Below are 17551 nucleotides of genomic sequence, written 5' to 3' on the forward strand. Positions count from 1 at the left end.
TCGTCTAGCAAAGGATTACGAGCATGAAGCAGCACAGCGAAATCGCGATCGTCACGGGTGGAGCCGGCGGTATTGGCGCGGCCATCTGCCGTTACCTGGCGGACGCGGGGCACATCGTCGCCGTCACGGACCTCGACGGCGCGGCCGCGGAGCGTGTCGCGGCTTCGCTGCCCGGAGAAGGTCATATCGGTGTCGGCCTCAATGTGGCCGATGAAGTCTCCGTAGCCAGCGCTTTCGATGCGGTCACACAACGACTGGGTCGTCCGAGCGTGCTGGTCGCCGCAGCGGGCATTCTGCATTTCAAGCCCAATGGCGACCGGCCGCTTGTGATCGAGACGGAGCTGTCGGATTGGCAACGCACGGTCACGATCAATCAGACCGGCTGCTTTTTGACTTGCCGCGAGTTCGCGCGTCGCCTGCCCGACGAACCCACGTTCGGCCGCATCGTGACCATCTCGTCGGTGACGGCGCAAATTGGAGGCTATCGCTCGAACGCGGCTTATATCGCCAGCAAAGCGGCCATTCTGGGTTTCACCAAGGCACTCGCGCGTGAGCTCGCGCCGCGCGGCGTCACCGTCAATGCGGTCGCGCCGGGGCTGATCGATGCGCCGATGCTGCGCCAGTCGCTCTCGCCCGAGAAGGACGCACAAGCCGCCAGTGCGATTCCATTGGGCCGTATTGGCCTGCCTGAAGACGTGGCCGACGCTGTGGCGTATCTGGTATCGCGCGGCGCGGGGTATCAAACGGGTACGACGATCGACGTCAACGGCGGCTATCGCATGCAATAAGGCGAAGGGTTCCATATCGACGACGGTGACCTGCGGGCACGGCACGCCGTCAGTCGCAGAACCCGCGCAATCAGTTTCAATAGATAGGGTGGCAACACAGATGGAAAACGAATACGACGTCATCGTCGTCGGCTCGGGCGCCGCAGGGTTGAGCGCCGCGCTGACGTGCAAGATCGCGGGACTTTCAGTGGTCGTGCTGGAAAAGACCGAATACTTCGGCGGATCGACTGCGGTGTCGGGTGGCGCGGTCTGGATCCCCGAGAATCCCTTGATGGCGTCGGTCGGGCATACGGACTCACGCGAACGGGCGATCACGTATCTGCGCCAGACCGTGGGCAGTGCACTGCGTCCCGAGATGATGGACGCCTATCTGTCGTACGGCCCGGCAATGGTCCGATTCTTCGACGCCCATACGAGCCTGAAATTCATTCCGCGCGCGGTATCGCCCGACTACAAGCCCGAGCTCGAAGGTGCATCGACGGGCGGTCGCACGATCGATCCGGCGCCGTTCGACGGACGCGAACTCGGCGAGGCCTTCAATCTGTTACGGCCACCGTTACCCAGTTTCCTCGCGCTCGGCGGCATGATGGTCAACCGCAAGGACATCGACGCGCTGTTGAACCTGCACCGCAGCTGGTCGAACTTCTCACACGCGACGTCGCTCGTTGCCCGCTATCTGCGCGACCGCCTGAAATGGCGGCGTGGCACGCGCCTGTTGCTCGGCAATGCGCTCGCTGCTCGACTGCTCAAGTCCGCGCTCGACAAGCGCATCGACATGCATCGCAACATCGAGATTGCCGAACTGATCACGGAAGCCGGGCTCAATGCCGGGCGCGTGTCGGGTGTGCGCATCCGGCAAGGTGCGCAAGATCGTGTGATCAAGGCACGTCGTGCCGTGGTGCTCGCGACGGGTGGTTTCCCTCAGAACAGCGCACTGCGCGCGGCGTTGATTCCGCATGCGGCAGTGCACCGGTCGATGTCGCCGTCCGGCAATACGGGCGACGGTATGACGCTCGCCCGCCAGATCGGCGGCCGTCTTGAACAGGGCAACGCGGGTGCGGCGTTCTGGGCGCCGGTGTCGATCCTGCGTGGCGCCGATGGCAAAGAGACCGTGTTCCCGCATCTGATTACCGATCGTCAGAAGCCCGGCCTGATTGCGGTCAACTCGGCAGGGCAGCGCTTCGCGAACGAGGCATCGTCGTATCACGACTTTGTCGATTCGATGCATCGTGAGCATGAGAAGACGCCGTGCATCCCGGCCTGGCTGATCTGCGACAGCACGTTCCTGAAGCGCTACGGCCTGGGTCTCGTCAGGCCGCGCACCGGTAACGTTCAGCGCTTTATCGACAGCAAGTATTTGTATCGCGGCGACTCGATCGAGGCGCTGGCCGGTGCGATCGGCGTGCCCGCGGCCGCGCTCAAGCAGTCGGTGATCAAGATCAATCGTGCGGCGGCCGACGGTCACGATGCTGAATTCAGGCGTGGCGAGTCGGCGTACGACCGATATCTGGGCGACGCATCGCATACGCCGAATCCGTGTATCGGCGCGATCGAGACGGGACCGTTCTACGCCGTGCAAGTGTGGCCCGGCGATATCGGCAGCGCGACTGGCCTGCGTGTTGACTCGCATGCACGTGTGCTCGATGCGCAGGATTGTCCGATCGAAGGACTCTTTGCGTGCGGCAACGATATGAACTCCGTCATGGGCGGCACCTATCCGGCCGCGGGGATCACGCTCGGACCGGCGCTCACCTTTGGTTACATCGCAGGCCGTACGATCGCCGATCCGACCATCGTGCGTGCGAAGTCCGTCGAGCTGGAGGCACAGGCATGAATATGAATGCGTCTTCCAATGCACTGCAGGAACGTCGTGTCGCGCTTGTCACAGGCGCGGCGAGCGGGATCGGCGCGTCGGTGTGCCGTTACCTCGCGTCGATCGGCGTGCATATCGCCGCAGCCGATCAGAACGCGGAAGGGCTTGAAGCGCTGCGCGCGCAATTGAATCCGGACGTGCAATTTCTGGGCGCCGTTATCGATGTGCGCGATGAAGCCGCCCAGCAGGAGTTCGTTGCACGCGTCGAGAAATCGCTCGGTGCAATCACGGACGTCGTGCCGTGCGCCGGTCTCGCCCGAAGCGCGCCGGCCGAGGACATGACCGCCGAGCAATGGGACCTCGTGCTCGATATCAATTTGCGCGGCACATTCCTGACGTGCAAGGCGGCGGCGAATGTGATGCTGCCGCGCCGTCGCGGCAGCATCGTGTGCATCGCTTCGATTACCGCTAAGGGCGGGCAACCCGGACGCGCGAACTACGCGGCCTCGAAGTGGGGGCTCGTCGGTCTGGTCAAGAGCCTTGCGAGCGAATGGGGCAATCGCGGCATCCGAGTCAATGCGGTTGCGCCGAATGGCGTCGACACACCGATGCTCAACGTGGGCGTGCCCGAGCACTTCCGCGACGATGTGATGCTCGACCGCACGCCCCTCGGCCGTTTCGCACGGCCCGAAGAAATTGCGCAGACCATCGGCTTTTTGCTGTCCGACGCGGCGTCGTATGTGACCGGCAGCATTCTCGAAGTCGACGGCGGGCTGACAAGCGGGTTTCTCACGCACCGTCACGGCACGGACTACGCGTTGCATGGTCGCTCCTGATACGCTTCGACGACGAAACGGGAGCGGATAGACGCCGTAACCGTTCGGGTCGGTACAAGGGTGCAACCCCGCAGGGACCCAAAGCCCATCGACACAGCGTCACAACGAATACGCATTGAAAACCAAGGATTCGACATGAAAGTATTCTTTTCGCCCTTTTCCCCGTTTGTGCGCAAGGTGCTGGTCAGCGCTGCCGAACTGGGTCTGGACATCGAAAAGCTCGACTGCGCGGCGCATCCCGTCGCGCGAGACAAGAACATCATCGAAAGCAATCCGCTCGGACAAGTGCCGACGCTGTTCACCGATGACGGCGCGGAGCTCTACGACAGCCGCGTGATTTGCGAATATCTCGACGCACTCGCGGGCGGCAACAAGCTGATTCCGGCGAGCGGCGAAGCACGCTGGCAACGGCTGATGGAGCAGTCTCTCGCCGACGGCTTGCTCAATGCTGCGCTTCTGATGCGCTACGAGCAGGTGATTCGTCCCGATGGCCTGCGTTTCGAGCCGTGGCAGCGGGGTCAGCACGAGAAAGTCGTCGATGTGCTCGATCGCCTTGAAGCGTGGTCGCCGTCGTTCGGCGATCGCGTCGATATCGGCACGATTTCGATCGCGTGTGCGCTCGGCTATCTGGATCTGCGGTTTCCCGAGGAGCCCTGGCGCAGCCGTCCGGGCCTGGCCGCGTTCTATGAGCGCTTCAGCGAGCGCGACTCGATGGTCCGGACCGAACATCCCGTCACGGCTTAGTCCAGCGGCACGCGCCCTATCTCACCGCGCCAGCCGGGGACTCCGGTCTGGCCGCGTCCCCGTCATCGAGCCCGGCAAGGGCCCGGCCCCGGGCCGACCCTGCTTCGGTGCGTCGCTGACTGCATCTGCTATTTGCGAGGCGCAGAAGATGGCCGATCTTGCCGAACCGCCCGTGCATCGCGTACCTTCTGGTCTGGCCAAAGAAGGCAAGGCGCACGGCGCAACCATGACAAGCAGCACACGAACCAATACGCGACAGCGCGTGCAGTCTGCCGAGACTGGCGCGGAGGTCCTCAAGGCCCTCGCTCGGCTCGGGCCGTCTGCCTCGCTGTCGAGCATCAGCGAATTCACGGACATGGCTGCGGCCAAGGTCCACCGCTACCTGCAGGCGATGATCGCGAGCGGACTCGCCGCGCAGGACAAACAGACAGGGCGCTATCAGCTCGGCCCGGAAGCGGTCACGATCGGCCTCGCGGCGCTTGCGAATATCGATGTAGTCGGCAATATCTCCGACATGCTGCCCGCGCTGCGCGACGAGATTCATCACACGTGCTTTCTGGCGGTCTGGGGCAATCACGGCCCGACCGTCGTGCGGGTGGTCGAAAACGTCGGCCAGGTCACCATTCTTACGCGCGTCGGTGCCGTCATGCCGTTGCTGACATCGGCAACGGGTCTGCTCTTCGCGGCCTTTATGCCGCCGAGTGAGCGCGATCCCATTGCCAAAACCGAGCCGCAGGCGCTGCAGGATGCGCTGCATGACCCGAACTCACCCTTGTCGGCACGGCTCGAGCAGATCCGGCGCGAGCGGCGTTCGGCGATTCAAGGCCTGATGGTTCCGGGTGTTGGCGCGATGGCCGTGCCAATCTTCGACGCACGCATGGAAGTCGCCGGAGTCGTTACGACGATGGGGCCGGAAGCCGTCTTCGACGTGAGTCCGGAAGGTCCGATCGCAACCGCGCTCTCGGCATTCGGACGTTCGGCGAGCGCCCGGCTCGGCGCGCCGTCGTAAACAGAAAAGGGCTGAGTCCTGTTCGTGACAGAACTCAGCCCCTCGGTACTGAATCACTCGAAGCGGCCTCATCGCCGCTTCGGGCCCATCCGGCTTACTTGAACAGCTTCATCGCCTGCATCAGCGTGTTCACGACGCCCCATGCAAGCGGCACGAGCACGTAGATCCAGAAGATCGCGAGCTTGGCGGGGTTTGTCTTCGAAACGGCGGTTTGCGTTGTCATGTTCGTGTCCCGTGATCAGTTGCCCGACAGTTGCGCTTGCGTCGCGTGATGCTTCGCGTCGACGCGCTTGACGAGCAGGTTGCAGAAGAAGCCGATCACCAGCAGCACGGCCATGATGTGTACCGTCATCGTGTACGCATCCGCTTTCGCCACGCCATTGGCCACTTCATACGCGCGGATGTAGTTCACAAGCATCGGACCTGCGACGCCGGCTGCTGCCCATGCCGTCAACAGACGGCCGTGAATGCCACCGACGAATGCGGTGCCGAACATGTCGGCAAGGTAGGCCGGCACCGTCGAGAAGCCGCCGCCATACATCGACAGGATCAGGCAGTAGGCAAGCACGAACAGCACGATATTGCCGGTCGTCGCGAACGTCGGCACCAGGTAGTACAGCACGGCGCCGATCGCGAAGAACGCGTAATACGTGTTCTTGCGGCCGATATAGTCCGAAGCCGATGCCCACACGAAGCGGCCGCCCATGTTGAACAGCGACAGCAGGCCGACAAAGCCTGCTGCGGCAGCGGGGGTGACCGTGCTCTTGAAGCTTTCCTGGATCATGACCGATGCCTGGCCCAGAATGCCGATGCCGGCCGTCACGTTGAGGAACAGCACGAGCCAGATCAGGTAGAACTGAGGCGTCTTGAGTGCCTGATCGATATGCACGTGATTGCGCGTGATCATCTTGTTCGACGTTTCCGGCGGCGTCCAGCCTTCAGGCTTCCAGTCCGCCGGCGGCACGCGAATGGCGAACGCGCCGATCGACATCGAAATGAAGTACGCAACACCCAGCACGACGAACGTCTCGGCGACGCCGACGCTCGTGTCGGTCTTGAAGTGGTTCATCAGGATCACCGACAACGGGGCCGCGATCATCGCGCCGCCGCCGAAGCCCATGATCGCCATACCTGTTGCCATGCCGCGGCGATCGGGGAACCAGCGAATCAGTGTCGATACCGGTGACACATAGCCGAGACCCAGGCCAATGCCGCCGACCACGCCATAGCCCAGATAGAGCAGGACGATCTGGTGCAGGTGGACGCCAAGCGCCGAAATCAGGAAGCCGCCGCCAAAGCAGCAGGCCGCCGTGAACATCGTACGGCGCGGTCCGACCTTTTCGAGCCACTTGCCGGCAAAAGCTGCCGACAGGCCGAGAAATACGATCGCGAGCGAGAAGATCCAGCCGAGTGTGGTCAGCGACCAGTCATCGGGCGCCGACTGCGTGACGCCGATCAGCTTGGTCAAAGGACCGTTAAACACCGAAAACGCGTAGGCCTGGCCGATACACAAATGGACCGCCAGCGCGGCAGGCGGCACCATCCAGCGCGAAAAACCCGGCTGAGCGACGGTAGCGGCCTTGGAGAAAAACGGCGTTGAGACAGTGTTTGTCTGTGTAGTGCTGCTCATGGCAGTAAGGAGTCTCCGTTAAAGGGCTTACGATAATTACGGCGGGTCAGCTGTTTTCTTGAGGCATTAAGCTTGTTTAGTAAACAGTGGCCGGCTTGCGCCGTATCGTCTTCATCGGTCGGCCGCATGCAGGGATCGGCGGAGGCAAGCACGGATCTGTGTGCGTCGAGGCCACAGTTTGATATGTATCACGATGTGACGTAATAGGGGTGTATCGGCCTGTCGCGCCCGAGCGACGGATAGAAGACGCGGCGAGCGATACCCTGAGCGGCAGGTTCGGTCGGGAAGCACCGTAACGCACGCATGGGGTGCGGTGAAGCCCCCGATAGGCGAGACGACGGGGAGTCAGTGAAAAGCCGGGATGATCGAAAAACGCGGGTAAAGCGGGAAACAATGGCGGCGTGATCAGGCAGCGTCTCGGGGAGGCCGTTGGCCAGCACGGGCCGCCGCGCCTCGGCGACGAGCGCGAAGCTGTAAACGGCGGCCGCTGGCGCTCGGGCCGCCTCTCCGAAACCTTCGCGACCCGCTACCGATCACGCGTACGGGCGCGTGTCGCACCGGTCAACACGCCGAGGCCGACCATGATGACTGCTGTGACGGCCACAGCATGATGTGCGACGTGCATTGAGACCAACGCCCAACATACGCCCGCGGTAAAGATCAGCCAGCCTACGAGATAGACGAGCAGCGTCATGGTGTTATCCGAGTGATCAACATGCGGCCAATCGAGCATGTGTTGTGCCAGGCGGGCAGGGGAAGGCCGACGAAGGGCAATCGGATAGCAAACGCGAAGCGAACCGCAGGTGAACGCGACCCGCGCTCGAAGGGGCGCCGGGCCTGGCGTCGGGTGGCATCGACCACGCGTGACGATTGGGTGTTTAGTTTTATTCAACGAAACATGCGGGGCGTATTGCATTCGTGCACACCACCGGAAAACTTTTCCTCCGGGTTCTCAAGAATCAACTTCCTGCGCCGTTAATCCCGAAAATCATTCAATTCGCCTGCGGGGGCATCGTTTGAAATCTACGGGATGGGCGTCTCTAGTCACAGGTGTCGCGGGCGCAGTCGTGCTCGCAGGTTGCGTGAGCACACCGCCACGCGTCGTCAGTCAACCTGCGCCGCCTGCCGCGCGACCGACGGTCGTCGTCGCCGCGCAGCCGGCACCGCCGCCGCCGGTGGTCGTGAGGCCCGCGATACAGGAGCAGGTCGTCGCCGAGCCGAACGACGTCTATATCTCAGCCGCGCTCGATAGCGATATCGTGTTCGTGGGCGGGAGCACCTATATCTGGGTGACGGGGTCGGACGGACACCGTCATCGGCACTTTTATGCACACGGAGATCGCCGTCAGGAGATCTTCCATCGCCGCGACAATCTGCATTCGGTCATGGCGCACCGCGGTGGTCCGCCGCCCGCGCACTACAGCGCGCGCGAGCAAACGGCGCGTCTCGAAGCGATCCGGCACGACCAGTTGCGCCGTGAGCAGCAGGCGCACATCGCGCGCGCCCAGGCCGCAAATCGTGCACAGAACGACGCGGCGAATCGCGCCGTCGAGCGTGCGCATGCGGATGCACGTGCACATGGCGCGCATCCCGGCAGCGTGCCGAATGCGCACGTTGCCGGAAATGGCGGGCAGCCGCATGCTGATCCGCATCACGGTCCTGTGCCCGGTCAGGGGCATGCGATTCACGAAGCGTCGGCCGAGCGTCCGATGCCCGCGCATCGTCAGGCCGAAGGCAACATGCCCGAGTGAGATTGCGCCGCCGAGGCATCGGCGGCATCGCGACGGCTGCCGTTCTGCCCGCCGCGACCTCGATCTGCTAGTGTGCGTTCTGCATCCCTCACCCGGACGGAGCCTTGCTCGCTCACGCTTCGACGCATCTCTCGCATCGTTGTGCTGCACTGCAATGGCGCCCACTGACAACGAGACCGATCATGAAACGGAACGACGCACACGAGTCCTCCTCGCACCACTGGCGAGACTATGCGTTTTCGCTGGGACCATTGATCGCGCTGGTCATTCTCGCGGTCGGCTTGTTTGTCTGGTTCGTCGACCCTGCGCCCCCGTCGACGCTGACGATCAGCGCCGGGCCGCGCGACAGCTCGTTCATGGTGGTGGCCAAGCGCTATCGCCAGATCCTGGCGCGCAATCACATCAATCTCGTCGTGCTGCCTTCGGAGGGCTCGCTCGACAACCTGCACAAGCTGCTCGACAAGAAGCAGAAGGTCGATCTCGCCCTCGTGCAAGGTGGCGTGGGCGCCGGGCTCGACACGACGTCGCTGATGTCGCTCGGCAACATGTTCTATGCGCCGATCATCGTGCTGTATCGGGGGCAAGGTGTTACGCGTCTTTCGGAACTTGCCGGCCGGCGTATCGCGGTGGGACGTGAGGGCAGCGGCACACGGGTGATGTCGTTGAGCCTGCTCAAGGCCAATGGCATCGAACCGGGCGGCGCGACCGCACTGTTGCCGCTGGACGGCGATGCGGCGGCCAAGGCGTTGACCGACGGAACCGTCGATGTCGCCATGCTCAATGGCGATTCAGCCACGCGAGGCATGATGCTGAGGGTTTTTGAGCAGCCGGGTATTTCGGTCCTGGATTTCGTTCAGGCCGACGCCTACACGCGACGGTTTCCCTATCTGAACGAAATTGACATCACGCCCGGGGTGCTGGACCTGGGGCGCAACGAGCCTGACCATACGGTGCGCCTGATCAGTCCGACCGTCGAACTTGTTGCACGTGAAAGCCTGCATCCGGCGCTGTCCGACCTGCTGATCGAAGCGGCGCAGGAGGTGCACGGCAAGTCCGACCTGCTGCAGCATGCCGGTGAGTTTCCGAACCCGACGGTCCGTGAGTTCCGGATCAGCGATGACGCTGTTCGCTACTACAAGTCAGGCAAGGGCTTTCTGTATCGGGAACTGCCGTTCTGGCTGGCCAGCGTCGTCGACCGGACACTGGTGTTTCTCGTGCCGGTGCTCGTCTTGTTGTTCCCCGCGTTGCGGCTTGTGCCAGCGGTTTATACGTGGCGTGTGCGTTCGCGCATTTATCGCTGGTACGGCGCGCTGATTTCCATCGAACGCAGCGCGTACGACAACGCGACGGAAGAGCAAAGAGCGAAGCTTCTGCATCAGCTCGACCATATCGAAGGCTCGATCAACCGCATGAAAATGCCGCTCGCGCACGCCGATGCGTTCTATGTCCTTCGTGAACATGTGAACTTCGTGCGCCGCCGGCTTGGTGAGGCGCCTCACCAGCCCGCGACAGCGTCGCGCGTGCCTGCCTAGATCGCAGGGCCGAGCTGAACGCGCGTGAGGGCGGACGCACAAACTCGTAGTTGACTGACCGCCAGTCAGTGACCTACCATCAGACGGACATGCCGCTCGCGTCGCGCACGGCAACGAGGATGGAGGTGGCCGATGGACCCGTCGAACTCACCCGCACCGGCCGCTTCGCGGGCCGACACGGTCGCTCAGACTGCGCCACCCGTGCCACCCGTGCCGACCGCGTGGCTCGGACGTGACTTTTCGCTGTTCTGGGTTGCGCGCGTCGCTTCGGAGCTGGCCGTCAAGGCAGAAAGCGTTGCGATCGGCTGGCAGGTCTATACGGTCGCGCGCCGTTCGCACGGTGTCGAACAAAGCACATTTCTGGTCGGCATGATCGGACTCGTGCAGTTTGTACCGTTGTTCGTGCTTGCTTTGTTCGCGGGCGCGCTCGCGGATCGCGCCGAGCGTCGACGCATCGTCGTCGTGACGCTGTCGGTCGAAGTCGTCTGTGCGTGTCTGTTGATGTGGCTCGCGATGCGGCCCGTTGTCGAATGGGCGGCCCTGTATGGCGTGGCCGCGGTGTTTGGCGCCTCGCGCGCGTTCTTGTCTCCGGCGATGGGTGCCATGGCGCCGATGCTGGTACCTCGTCACCGGATACCCCAGGCGGTCTCGTGGAGCTCGCTCGGCGACCAGATGAGTTCGATTGTCGGCCCATGGATCGGCGGTGCGCTGTGTGCGATCGCGGTCAGCTATGCGTATGCGGGTGCCGCACTCCTGTACGCGTTCGCCACGCTGTCGATCGTCGCCGTGCGGACCTCGACGCGGCCGCCTGCCTCCTCGCGCTCTCACCTTGAGCTCATCCGCGAGGGGCTCGTCTACATCCGCACGCATCGCGTGATTGCCGGCGCGCTCTCGCTCGACCTGTTTGCGGTGCTGCTTGGTGGTGCGACAGCGCTGCTTCCCGTATTTGCGAGCGATATTCTTCGCATCGGCGCGCATGGGTTTGGCGTGTTGCGTTCGGGACCCGCGATCGGCGCGGCGGTGATGGCAGTGATTCTTGTGCGCGCACCGGTGCATCGACACGCCGGTCGCTGGATGTTCGCGGGTGTCGCCGTCTTCGGCGCCGCGACACTTGTCTTTGCCGCTTCGCGATCGATCTGGATCTCCCTGGGTTCGCTCGTTGTGCTCGGCGCTGCGGATATGGTGTCCGTGTACGTGAGGCAATCGCTGGTGCAGGTCATGACGCCGGACGCCATGCGCGGACGGGTGTCCGCCGTTGCCGGCTTGTTTATCGGGGCGTCGGCCGAACTCGGTGAGTTCGAGACGGGTGTGACGGCCAGAATTCTCGGCCCGGTCGGAGCCGCGGTTCTGGGCGGCCTGGGTTCTCTCGCGGTGACCGGCGTATGGGCATGGCGCTATCCCGAACTTCGAAACGCCGATCGCCTTGACGAAGGCGGATGAGGGAGTCGGCGTATGCTACGCACCATGTCCTACCGCGACGTCGATCCTTCTCATCCTGATGCGAGCCACGAATCCGCAGCGCCCCCGCACCAAATCGCCGGAAGCCCGCCGCGATGACCTGATGAACGCCGCGCAGCGCATTTTCCTGGAGCAGGGTGTTGCGGCCACCACGATCGAGCAGATCACTTCAGGCGCTGATGTCGCCAAAGGGACGTTCTATCTGCACTTTTCGTCGAAGGACGATTTGCTGGCCGCACTCGGCGAGCGGTTCGGACAGCAGTTGGTCGCGCGTTTGACCGATGCGTTGTCCGCTGTATCCGAAGCTGACGTGCGGGCTCGCCTGGCTTGCTGGGGGGGCACCTTCGTCGCTGGATATCTCGATTCGATTCGCCTTCACGACGTCGTCTTTTACGAGTCACGGCCTCCCGCGCGCGAAGGTTTCGTGGAAAACGTCGTGATCGATCACCTGACCGCATTGATCGAAGCGGGCGTTGCCGTGCACGCCTGGACTGTCGACGATGCGCACCTGACCGCGGTCTTTCTCTTTACGGGCATTCACAGTGTCGTCGACCTCGCGTACTCGACGGAGAAGCGCTTGAATCGCACACGCCTGATCGAGCGGGTCGAGCGCCTGTGCTTCCGCACGCTCGGAATCGATGGATGAATGACGGTTGACGATCGGCGACTGGCCATCGATATAGGGCGATCGAAGCGGCGTTGCGCTTCGTCCTGTCAACTGTGCCGATCGATGGCGCGGCGCTTGTGCACGCGGTAAATATGCCCGTTGTGGACCGAAGCCATGCGTGCTGCCGCGCGTACTGCGCCAACGGTCGTCGGGTATCATGATCGACCATAACGACCTCCACAATAAATCGCCTTTTCGTCATCGCGCGCGATGCAGCCTGCCGACCTCCGGCACGGTATCTGCGCATTGCGAGCGGATGCGACGCCTCTGAAGTATCGGGTTTATTCGACGCGCACAGCCAAGTATTAGAACAATCAGGTGTCTGGCGTCGCGGCGTGCCGGGGGCATGCTGCGACTGAGCGCTGCACAACGTTAGACGATAAGGATCCAAGAAGCATGCTGGACCATTCCGAGACTGCGGAAAGCGGAGACTTGCGAGCTTTTCTCGCGGGCGGCGGCGAGATGGGGCGTCTGCTGCGCGAGCATGATTGGTCGACTTCACCGCTCGGGCTGCCCGAGACGTGGCCTCAGAGCCTGAAGACGGCGTTACGTATCATGTTGACGTCGCGCCAGCCGATCTGGATCGGTTGGGGTCCGGAACTGACCTTCTTTTACAACGATCCGTACAAATCGATCATCGGCGGCAAGCATCCGTGGGCGCTGGGCCGTCCGACGCGTCAGGTCTGGAGCGAGATCTGGGACGACATCGGGCCGATGCTGGCGACGGCGCTCGAAGGGATCGAGGGCACCTATGCGGAAGCGAAGCTCCTGATCATGGAGCGCAACGGCTATCCGGAAGAAACGTATTACACGTTTTCCTATAGCCCGGTGCCGGACGACGATGGTTCGACCGGCGGCATGATCTGCGCGAACACGGACGATACGCAGCGCGTACTTGGCGAGCGCCAGTTGACGCTGCTGCGCGAGCTCGCGACCGGTGCAGCCGACGCACGGACCTGGCTGCAGGCCTGCGAGACGAGCGTCAGTGCGTTGCGCACCAATCCGAGCGATATTCCATTTGCGCTGCTCTACGCAGGCGACACGGGTCAAGAGCTCGAACTCGTGGCGACGTGCGGGATCGAGCGCGATCATCCGGCCGCGCCCGCACGGCTTGAAGGGCCTCATAACCGCGTCTGGCCTTATGAAGCGTTGTTGGGCGGAGGCCGCGACATGGTGCTCGTGACCGATCTCTCGCAGCGATTCAAGATGGCGCTGCCGAGTGGGCCGTGGTCGCGGCCGCCGACGCAGGCCGTGCTGCTGTCGATTTCGCCGCCCGGAGAGACGGCTAGACAGATCGTGTTGGTCCTCGCGCTCAATCCGTGGCGCCTCGTCGACGATGGGTATCAGCGCTTTCTCTCGCTTGTCGCGGGACAGGTCGCGAGTGCAATCGGCTACGCCGAAGCCTACGATCAGGAGCGTCAGCGCGCCGAAGCGCTCGCCGAACTCGATCGCGCGAAGACGACGTTTTTCTCGAACATCAGCCACGAATTCCGCACACCACTGACCCTGATGCTCGGGCCGCTCGAAGAACTGCTGAACGAGCCCGAGACGCAAGGGTCCGATCCTGCACAAACGCGGGCACTCGTCGAAGTCACGCATCGCAACGGTCTGCGGCTGTTGAAGCTCGTCAACGCGCTGCTCGATTTCTCGCGCATCGAGTCGGGCCGCATCGATATGCATCGGGTCCCGACCGACATCGGACTCTTCACGGCCGAACTCGCTTCGCTGTTTCGGTCGACGATCGAACGAGCCGGGCTTGAGCTTGTCGTCGACTGCCCTCCCGGCACCCGTGTCGTGATGGTCGACACGGAAATGTGGGAACAGGTCGTTCTGAACCTGATTTCCAACGCGTTCAAATTCACGCTCTCGGGCCGCATCGAGGTGCGCGTCGCGCCAGGTGACGCGGCGGACACCGTCGACGTCAGCGTGTCCGACACCGGAATCGGCATCCCGGCGGACGAGTTGCCGCGTGTCTTCGAACGATTCCATCGCGTCGCCGGCGCCGCGGGTCGCTCGATCGAGGGAAGCGGGATCGGCCTTGCGCTCGTTCACGAGCTGATCCGGCTGCACGGGGGCACCATTCGCGCGACGAGCGAGCCCGGTGCCGGTACGACATTCGTGGTGTCGATGCCGGTGGCCGCGTCGACTGAACACGAAGGGCTGACGCCAGCGACGCTCGCAGGCGCCAGCGTCGACGCCCACGAGTTCGTGGTGGCAGCCCAGCGATGGCTGGCTGCAAACGCGCCTGCCGGCGAGGACGTTTTCGGGAGCCTCGACGCGCATAGCGTCGGTGAGACTGCCAGCGACATCGTGGCGGCCCGCAGCGACCGCATGCATGCCGCCGTCTCTGCGACCGATCGCGATCAAGCGCGCGCCAGGATTCTGGTCGCCGACGACAACGCGGATCTTCGCGACTACATGCGCCGTATTCTGACTGCGGCGGGCTACACGGTGGCCATTGCGTCCGATGGCCAGGCGGCGCTCGAACTCATGACGCAGTTCGAACCCGATATCGTGCTCTCCGACGTGATGATGCCCAGGCTCGACGGTTTTGGCCTGTTGCGCGCGCTCCGTGCGCATCCTCAGCTCGCCGATACGCCTGTGTTGCTGCTTTCCGCGCGTGCGGGCGAGGAAGCGAAAGTCGGTGGACTTGAGGCAGGCGCGGACGACTATCTCGTGAAGCCTTTTTCGGCGCGCGAAATGCTCGCGCGTGTCGCCAGTAACTTGCAACTTGCAAGATTGCGGCGGGAGACCGAACGCAACTTGCGAGAAGACGCGCATACGCTCGAGATGTTGAATCGCGTCGGCACGGCCGTCGCCGCGGAGCTCGATCTCGGTCGCGCCGTTCAGGTCGTGACGGATGCGGCGACCGAGCTGACCGGCGCGGCGTTCGGCGCGTTCTTCTATAACGTGCTCGATCAGAACGGCGAAAGTTATACGCTCTATACGCTTTCCGGTGTGCCAAGGGAGGCCTTCGAGCGATTCCCGATGCCACGCAACACAGCGGTGTTTGCGCCGACTTTCACGGGCGAGTCGATCGTACGTTCCGACGACATCACACGTGACGAGCGCTACGGCAAGAACCATCCTCACAAGGGCATGCCCGCAGGCCACCTTCCGGTGAGAAGTTACCTCGCGGCGCCGGTGATCTCGCGTACGGGTGAAGTTGTCGGAGGGCTCTTTTTCGGTCATCCGAACGTTGGCGTATTCGATGCGCGCGCCGAGCGCCTTGTCGTCGGCATTGCCGCCCAAGCGGCCGCGGCGATCGATAACGCGCGCCTGTTTGGCAACGCCCAGAACGAAATCGGCAAACGCGCCAAGGCAGAGGTCGCGCTTCGCACGCTCAACGAGACGCTTGAGCAGCGTATTGCCGAAGCGCTCGCCGAACGCGATCGCTTGTGGGAAACGAGCGAGGACTTGCTTGCAATTGCCGACTTTGACGGCCACCTGATTCGTGTGAGCCCGTCGTGGATACGCACGCTTGGGCACGAAGACAAGGTCTTGCTCAACACCCACTACCTTGTGTTCTCGCATCCCGAGGATGTCGCGCTGGTGACGTCGAAGCTCGAGGAGCTGCGTGAGCGTGGCCAGCCTGTGCGATTCGAAGGGCGCATGCAGGTCACGGACGGGACCTGGCGATGGATCGCATGGACGTTGTCCGTCGATCAGGACCGCACCCGCCTGCACGGCGTCGGGCGTGATGTCACCGCCGACCGCGAAGCGCGCGACGCGCTGCGGCACGCGGAGGAAGCCTTGCGCGTCGCGCAGAAGATGGAGGCGATCGGCAAGCTCACGGGCGGTGTCGCCCACGACTTCAACAATCTGCTTCAGGTGATCGGCGGCAATCTGCAATTGTTGATCAAGGACGTCGCGGGCATGGACAAGCCCGAGCAGCGTGTACGCAATGCGCTTGCAGGCGTGTCCAGAGGCGCGAAGCTCGCCTCGCAACTGCTCGCATTCGGGCGTCGGCAGCCGCTCGCACCGAAGGTGGTCAATCTCGGCCGCTTTATCCGGGGGCTCGACGATATGCTCCGGCGCGCACTGGGGGATGGCGTTGAAATCGAAACGATCGTCTCGGGCGGTCTCTGGAACACGCTCGTGGACCCGTTCCAGGTGGAAAACGCGCTACTTAACCTCGCCATCAACGCGCGCGACGCGATGCAGGGGCATGGGCGCCTGACCATCGAGGCCGGCAATGCCGTGCTCGACGATGCTTATGCGAGCATCAATCCCGAAGCCGCGCCGGGCCAATATGTGATGATGGCTGTCACAGATACGGGCAGCGGTATTGCCGCGGATCTGGTCGAGCGTGTGTTCGAACCCTTCTTTACGACCAAACCCGAAGGGCAAGGCACGGGCCTGGGCCTGAGCATGGTCTATGGCTTTGTCAGGCAGTCAGGTGGTCACGTCAAGCTGTATAGCGAAGTCGGCCACGGCACCACCGTGCGGCTCTATCTGCCGCGTGTGCGACAGGAAGAGGATTTGGTCACCGACATCGACACCGGCCCCGTCAGCGGCGGCACGGAGACCGTGCTGGTTGCCGAGGATGATGAGGACGTGCGCGCGACGGTTGTCGATCTGCTGTCGGAGCTCGGCTATCGCGTGCTGAAGTCGAAGGACGCGCAAAGTGCGCTTGCGATCATCGAAAGCGGCGTGCCGATCGATGTGCTGTTCACTGACGTTGTGATGCCAGGGCCCATGCGAAGTACCGAGCTCGCACGCAAGGCACGTGAGCGTCTGCCCAATATTGCCGTGCTGTTTACCTCGGGCTATACCGACAACGCCATCGTGCACGCAGGACGGCTCGATGAAGGGATCGAACTTCTGAGCAAGCCTTATTCGCGCGAAGCGATGGCGCGCAAGATCCGGCATGTGTTGCGCAACCAGCAGCAGCGAGACGTTGCAGATGCCGTACTCACAAGCACCGGTCCCGGTTCGGGCGAGCCCTATCGACGGTTCCAGAACCTGAGGATCCTGCTCGTCGAAGACGATGAACTGGTGCGTGCCGGGACAGCCGAAATGCTTCGGCTCGTCGAGGCCGATATCACCGAGGCGCAGGATGGCGCTTCGGCGATGGAGGCATTGATGAACCGGCCCGTCGACGTGCTGATCGTCGATGTGGGTTTGCCCGATATCTCGGGGATCGATCTCGCGATCAATGCACGGCGGCATAAGCCGGGGCTTCGGGTGATCTTCGCATCAGGACACGAGCAGGAGGCGATTGGGGGCGCGCGGGCCACTGTGGCCGACGCCATCTATCTGCGCAAGCCGTACAACATCGAGGATCTGTTGCGTGCGCTGTCGGATCAATGACGCCTGAATA

General features: G+C 63.2%; 13 protein-coding genes. 10 read left to right on the top strand and 3 right to left on the bottom strand.

The window, feature by feature from the left end:
• Nucleotides 1–23 precede the first annotated feature (23 nt).
• The 5 genes from ACMFWR_RS28300 (at nt 24) to ACMFWR_RS28320 (ending at nt 5190) form a co-directional block, all read left to right on the top strand.
• On the top strand, nt 24–788 hold the full coding sequence (locus ACMFWR_RS28300) for an SDR family NAD(P)-dependent oxidoreductase (RefSeq protein ID WP_413195691.1): 765 nt from the start codon (nt 24–26) through the stop codon (nt 786–788).
• Between the two features lie 100 nt (nt 789–888).
• The gene (locus tag ACMFWR_RS28305; protein WP_413195692.1) at nt 889–2622 is read left to right on the top strand and encodes an FAD-dependent oxidoreductase; all 1734 of its coding nucleotides are present in this window, start codon (nt 889–891) and stop codon (nt 2620–2622) included.
• The gene (locus tag ACMFWR_RS28310; protein WP_413195693.1) at nt 2619–3437 is read left to right on the top strand and encodes an SDR family NAD(P)-dependent oxidoreductase; all 819 of its coding nucleotides are present in this window, start codon (nt 2619–2621) and stop codon (nt 3435–3437) included. The genes ACMFWR_RS28305 and ACMFWR_RS28310 overlap by 4 nt, the downstream gene beginning before the upstream one ends.
• 135 nt (nt 3438–3572) lie before the next feature.
• Nucleotides 3573–4181, top strand: coding sequence for a glutathione S-transferase N-terminal domain-containing protein (locus ACMFWR_RS28315; protein WP_413195694.1), 609 nt, complete (start codon nt 3573–3575; stop codon nt 4179–4181).
• 148 nt (nt 4182–4329) lie between these two features.
• A complete protein-coding gene (locus tag ACMFWR_RS28320) occupies nt 4330–5190 on the top strand; it encodes an IclR family transcriptional regulator (RefSeq protein WP_413195695.1) in 861 nt (286 codons plus the stop codon).
• Nucleotides 5191–5284: 94 nt separating this feature from the next.
• Here ACMFWR_RS28320 and ACMFWR_RS28325 read toward each other — a convergent pair whose 3' ends face one another.
• From ACMFWR_RS28325 to ACMFWR_RS28335, 3 genes are all read right to left on the bottom strand, one after another.
• Nucleotides 5285–5413: an MFS transporter small subunit gene (locus ACMFWR_RS28325; protein ID WP_413195696.1), complete on the bottom strand. Its 129-nt coding sequence runs from the start codon at nt 5411–5413 to the stop codon at nt 5285–5287.
• 15 nt (nt 5414–5428) lie between these two features.
• The gene (locus ACMFWR_RS28330; protein WP_413195697.1) at nt 5429–6820 is read right to left on the bottom strand and encodes an OFA family MFS transporter; all 1392 of its coding nucleotides are present in this window, start codon (nt 6818–6820) and stop codon (nt 5429–5431) included.
• Between the two features lie 526 nt (nt 6821–7346).
• On the bottom strand, nt 7347–7514 hold the full coding sequence (locus ACMFWR_RS28335; protein ID WP_413195698.1) for a hypothetical protein: 168 nt from the start codon (nt 7512–7514) through the stop codon (nt 7347–7349).
• A gap of 388 nt (nt 7515–7902) precedes the next feature.
• Here ACMFWR_RS28335 and ACMFWR_RS28340 point away from each other — a divergent pair, with 388 nt between their 5' ends.
• The 5 genes from ACMFWR_RS28340 to ACMFWR_RS28360 all read left to right on the top strand — a co-directional run bounded on the left by ACMFWR_RS28340 (nt 7903) and on the right by ACMFWR_RS28360 (nt 17541).
• On the top strand, nt 7903–8571 hold the full coding sequence (locus ACMFWR_RS28340) for a hypothetical protein (RefSeq protein WP_413195699.1): 669 nt from the start codon (nt 7903–7905) through the stop codon (nt 8569–8571).
• Between the two features lie 182 nt (nt 8572–8753).
• A complete protein-coding gene (locus ACMFWR_RS28345; RefSeq protein WP_413195700.1) occupies nt 8754–10103 on the top strand; it encodes a TAXI family TRAP transporter solute-binding subunit in 1350 nt (449 codons plus the stop codon).
• A 132-nt stretch (nt 10104–10235) separates the two neighbouring features.
• Nucleotides 10236–11543, top strand: coding sequence for an MFS transporter (locus ACMFWR_RS28350; RefSeq protein ID WP_413195701.1), 1308 nt, complete (start codon nt 10236–10238; stop codon nt 11541–11543).
• 121 nt (nt 11544–11664) lie between these two features.
• The gene (locus ACMFWR_RS28355; protein WP_413195702.1) at nt 11665–12207 is read left to right on the top strand and encodes a TetR/AcrR family transcriptional regulator; all 543 of its coding nucleotides are present in this window, start codon (nt 11665–11667) and stop codon (nt 12205–12207) included.
• A gap of 417 nt (nt 12208–12624) precedes the next feature.
• Nucleotides 12625–17541, top strand: coding sequence for a response regulator (locus ACMFWR_RS28360; RefSeq protein WP_413195703.1), 4917 nt, complete (start codon nt 12625–12627; stop codon nt 17539–17541).
• Nucleotides 17542–17551 lie beyond the last annotated feature (10 nt).

The organism is Pararobbsia alpina (assembly GCF_965118125.1).
Taxonomy (GTDB): Bacteria; Pseudomonadota; Gammaproteobacteria; order Burkholderiales; family Burkholderiaceae; genus Pararobbsia; species Pararobbsia alpina_A.

What these genes read in the sequence shown, in the direction of transcription:
- ACMFWR_RS28345 (WP_413195700.1), top strand. Translation starts at nt 8,754, where the DNA reads ATGAAACGGAACGACGCACACGAGTCCTCCTCGCACCACTGGCGAGAC.
- ACMFWR_RS28300 (WP_413195691.1), top strand. Translation starts at nt 24, where the DNA reads ATGAAGCAGCACAGCGAAATCGCGATCGTCACGGGTGGAGCCGGCGGT.
- ACMFWR_RS28320 (WP_413195695.1), top strand. Translation starts at nt 4,330, where the DNA reads ATGGCCGATCTTGCCGAACCGCCCGTGCATCGCGTACCTTCTGGTCTG.
- ACMFWR_RS28350 (WP_413195701.1), top strand. Translation starts at nt 10,236, where the DNA reads ATGGACCCGTCGAACTCACCCGCACCGGCCGCTTCGCGGGCCGACACG.
- ACMFWR_RS28330 (WP_413195697.1), bottom strand. Translation starts at nt 6,820, where the DNA reads ATGAGCAGCACTACACAGACAAACACTGTCTCAACGCCGTTTTTCTCC.
- ACMFWR_RS28360 (WP_413195703.1), top strand. Translation starts at nt 12,625, where the DNA reads ATGCTGGACCATTCCGAGACTGCGGAAAGCGGAGACTTGCGAGCTTTT.
- ACMFWR_RS28355 (WP_413195702.1), top strand. Translation starts at nt 11,665, where the DNA reads ATGAACGCCGCGCAGCGCATTTTCCTGGAGCAGGGTGTTGCGGCCACC.
- ACMFWR_RS28325 (WP_413195696.1), bottom strand. Translation starts at nt 5,413, where the DNA reads ATGACAACGCAAACCGCCGTTTCGAAGACAAACCCCGCCAAGCTCGCG.
- ACMFWR_RS28310 (WP_413195693.1), top strand. Translation starts at nt 2,619, where the DNA reads ATGAATATGAATGCGTCTTCCAATGCACTGCAGGAACGTCGTGTCGCG.
- ACMFWR_RS28305 (WP_413195692.1), top strand. Translation starts at nt 889, where the DNA reads ATGGAAAACGAATACGACGTCATCGTCGTCGGCTCGGGCGCCGCAGGG.
- ACMFWR_RS28315 (WP_413195694.1), top strand. Translation starts at nt 3,573, where the DNA reads ATGAAAGTATTCTTTTCGCCCTTTTCCCCGTTTGTGCGCAAGGTGCTG.
- ACMFWR_RS28335 (WP_413195698.1), bottom strand. Translation starts at nt 7,514, where the DNA reads ATGACGCTGCTCGTCTATCTCGTAGGCTGGCTGATCTTTACCGCGGGC.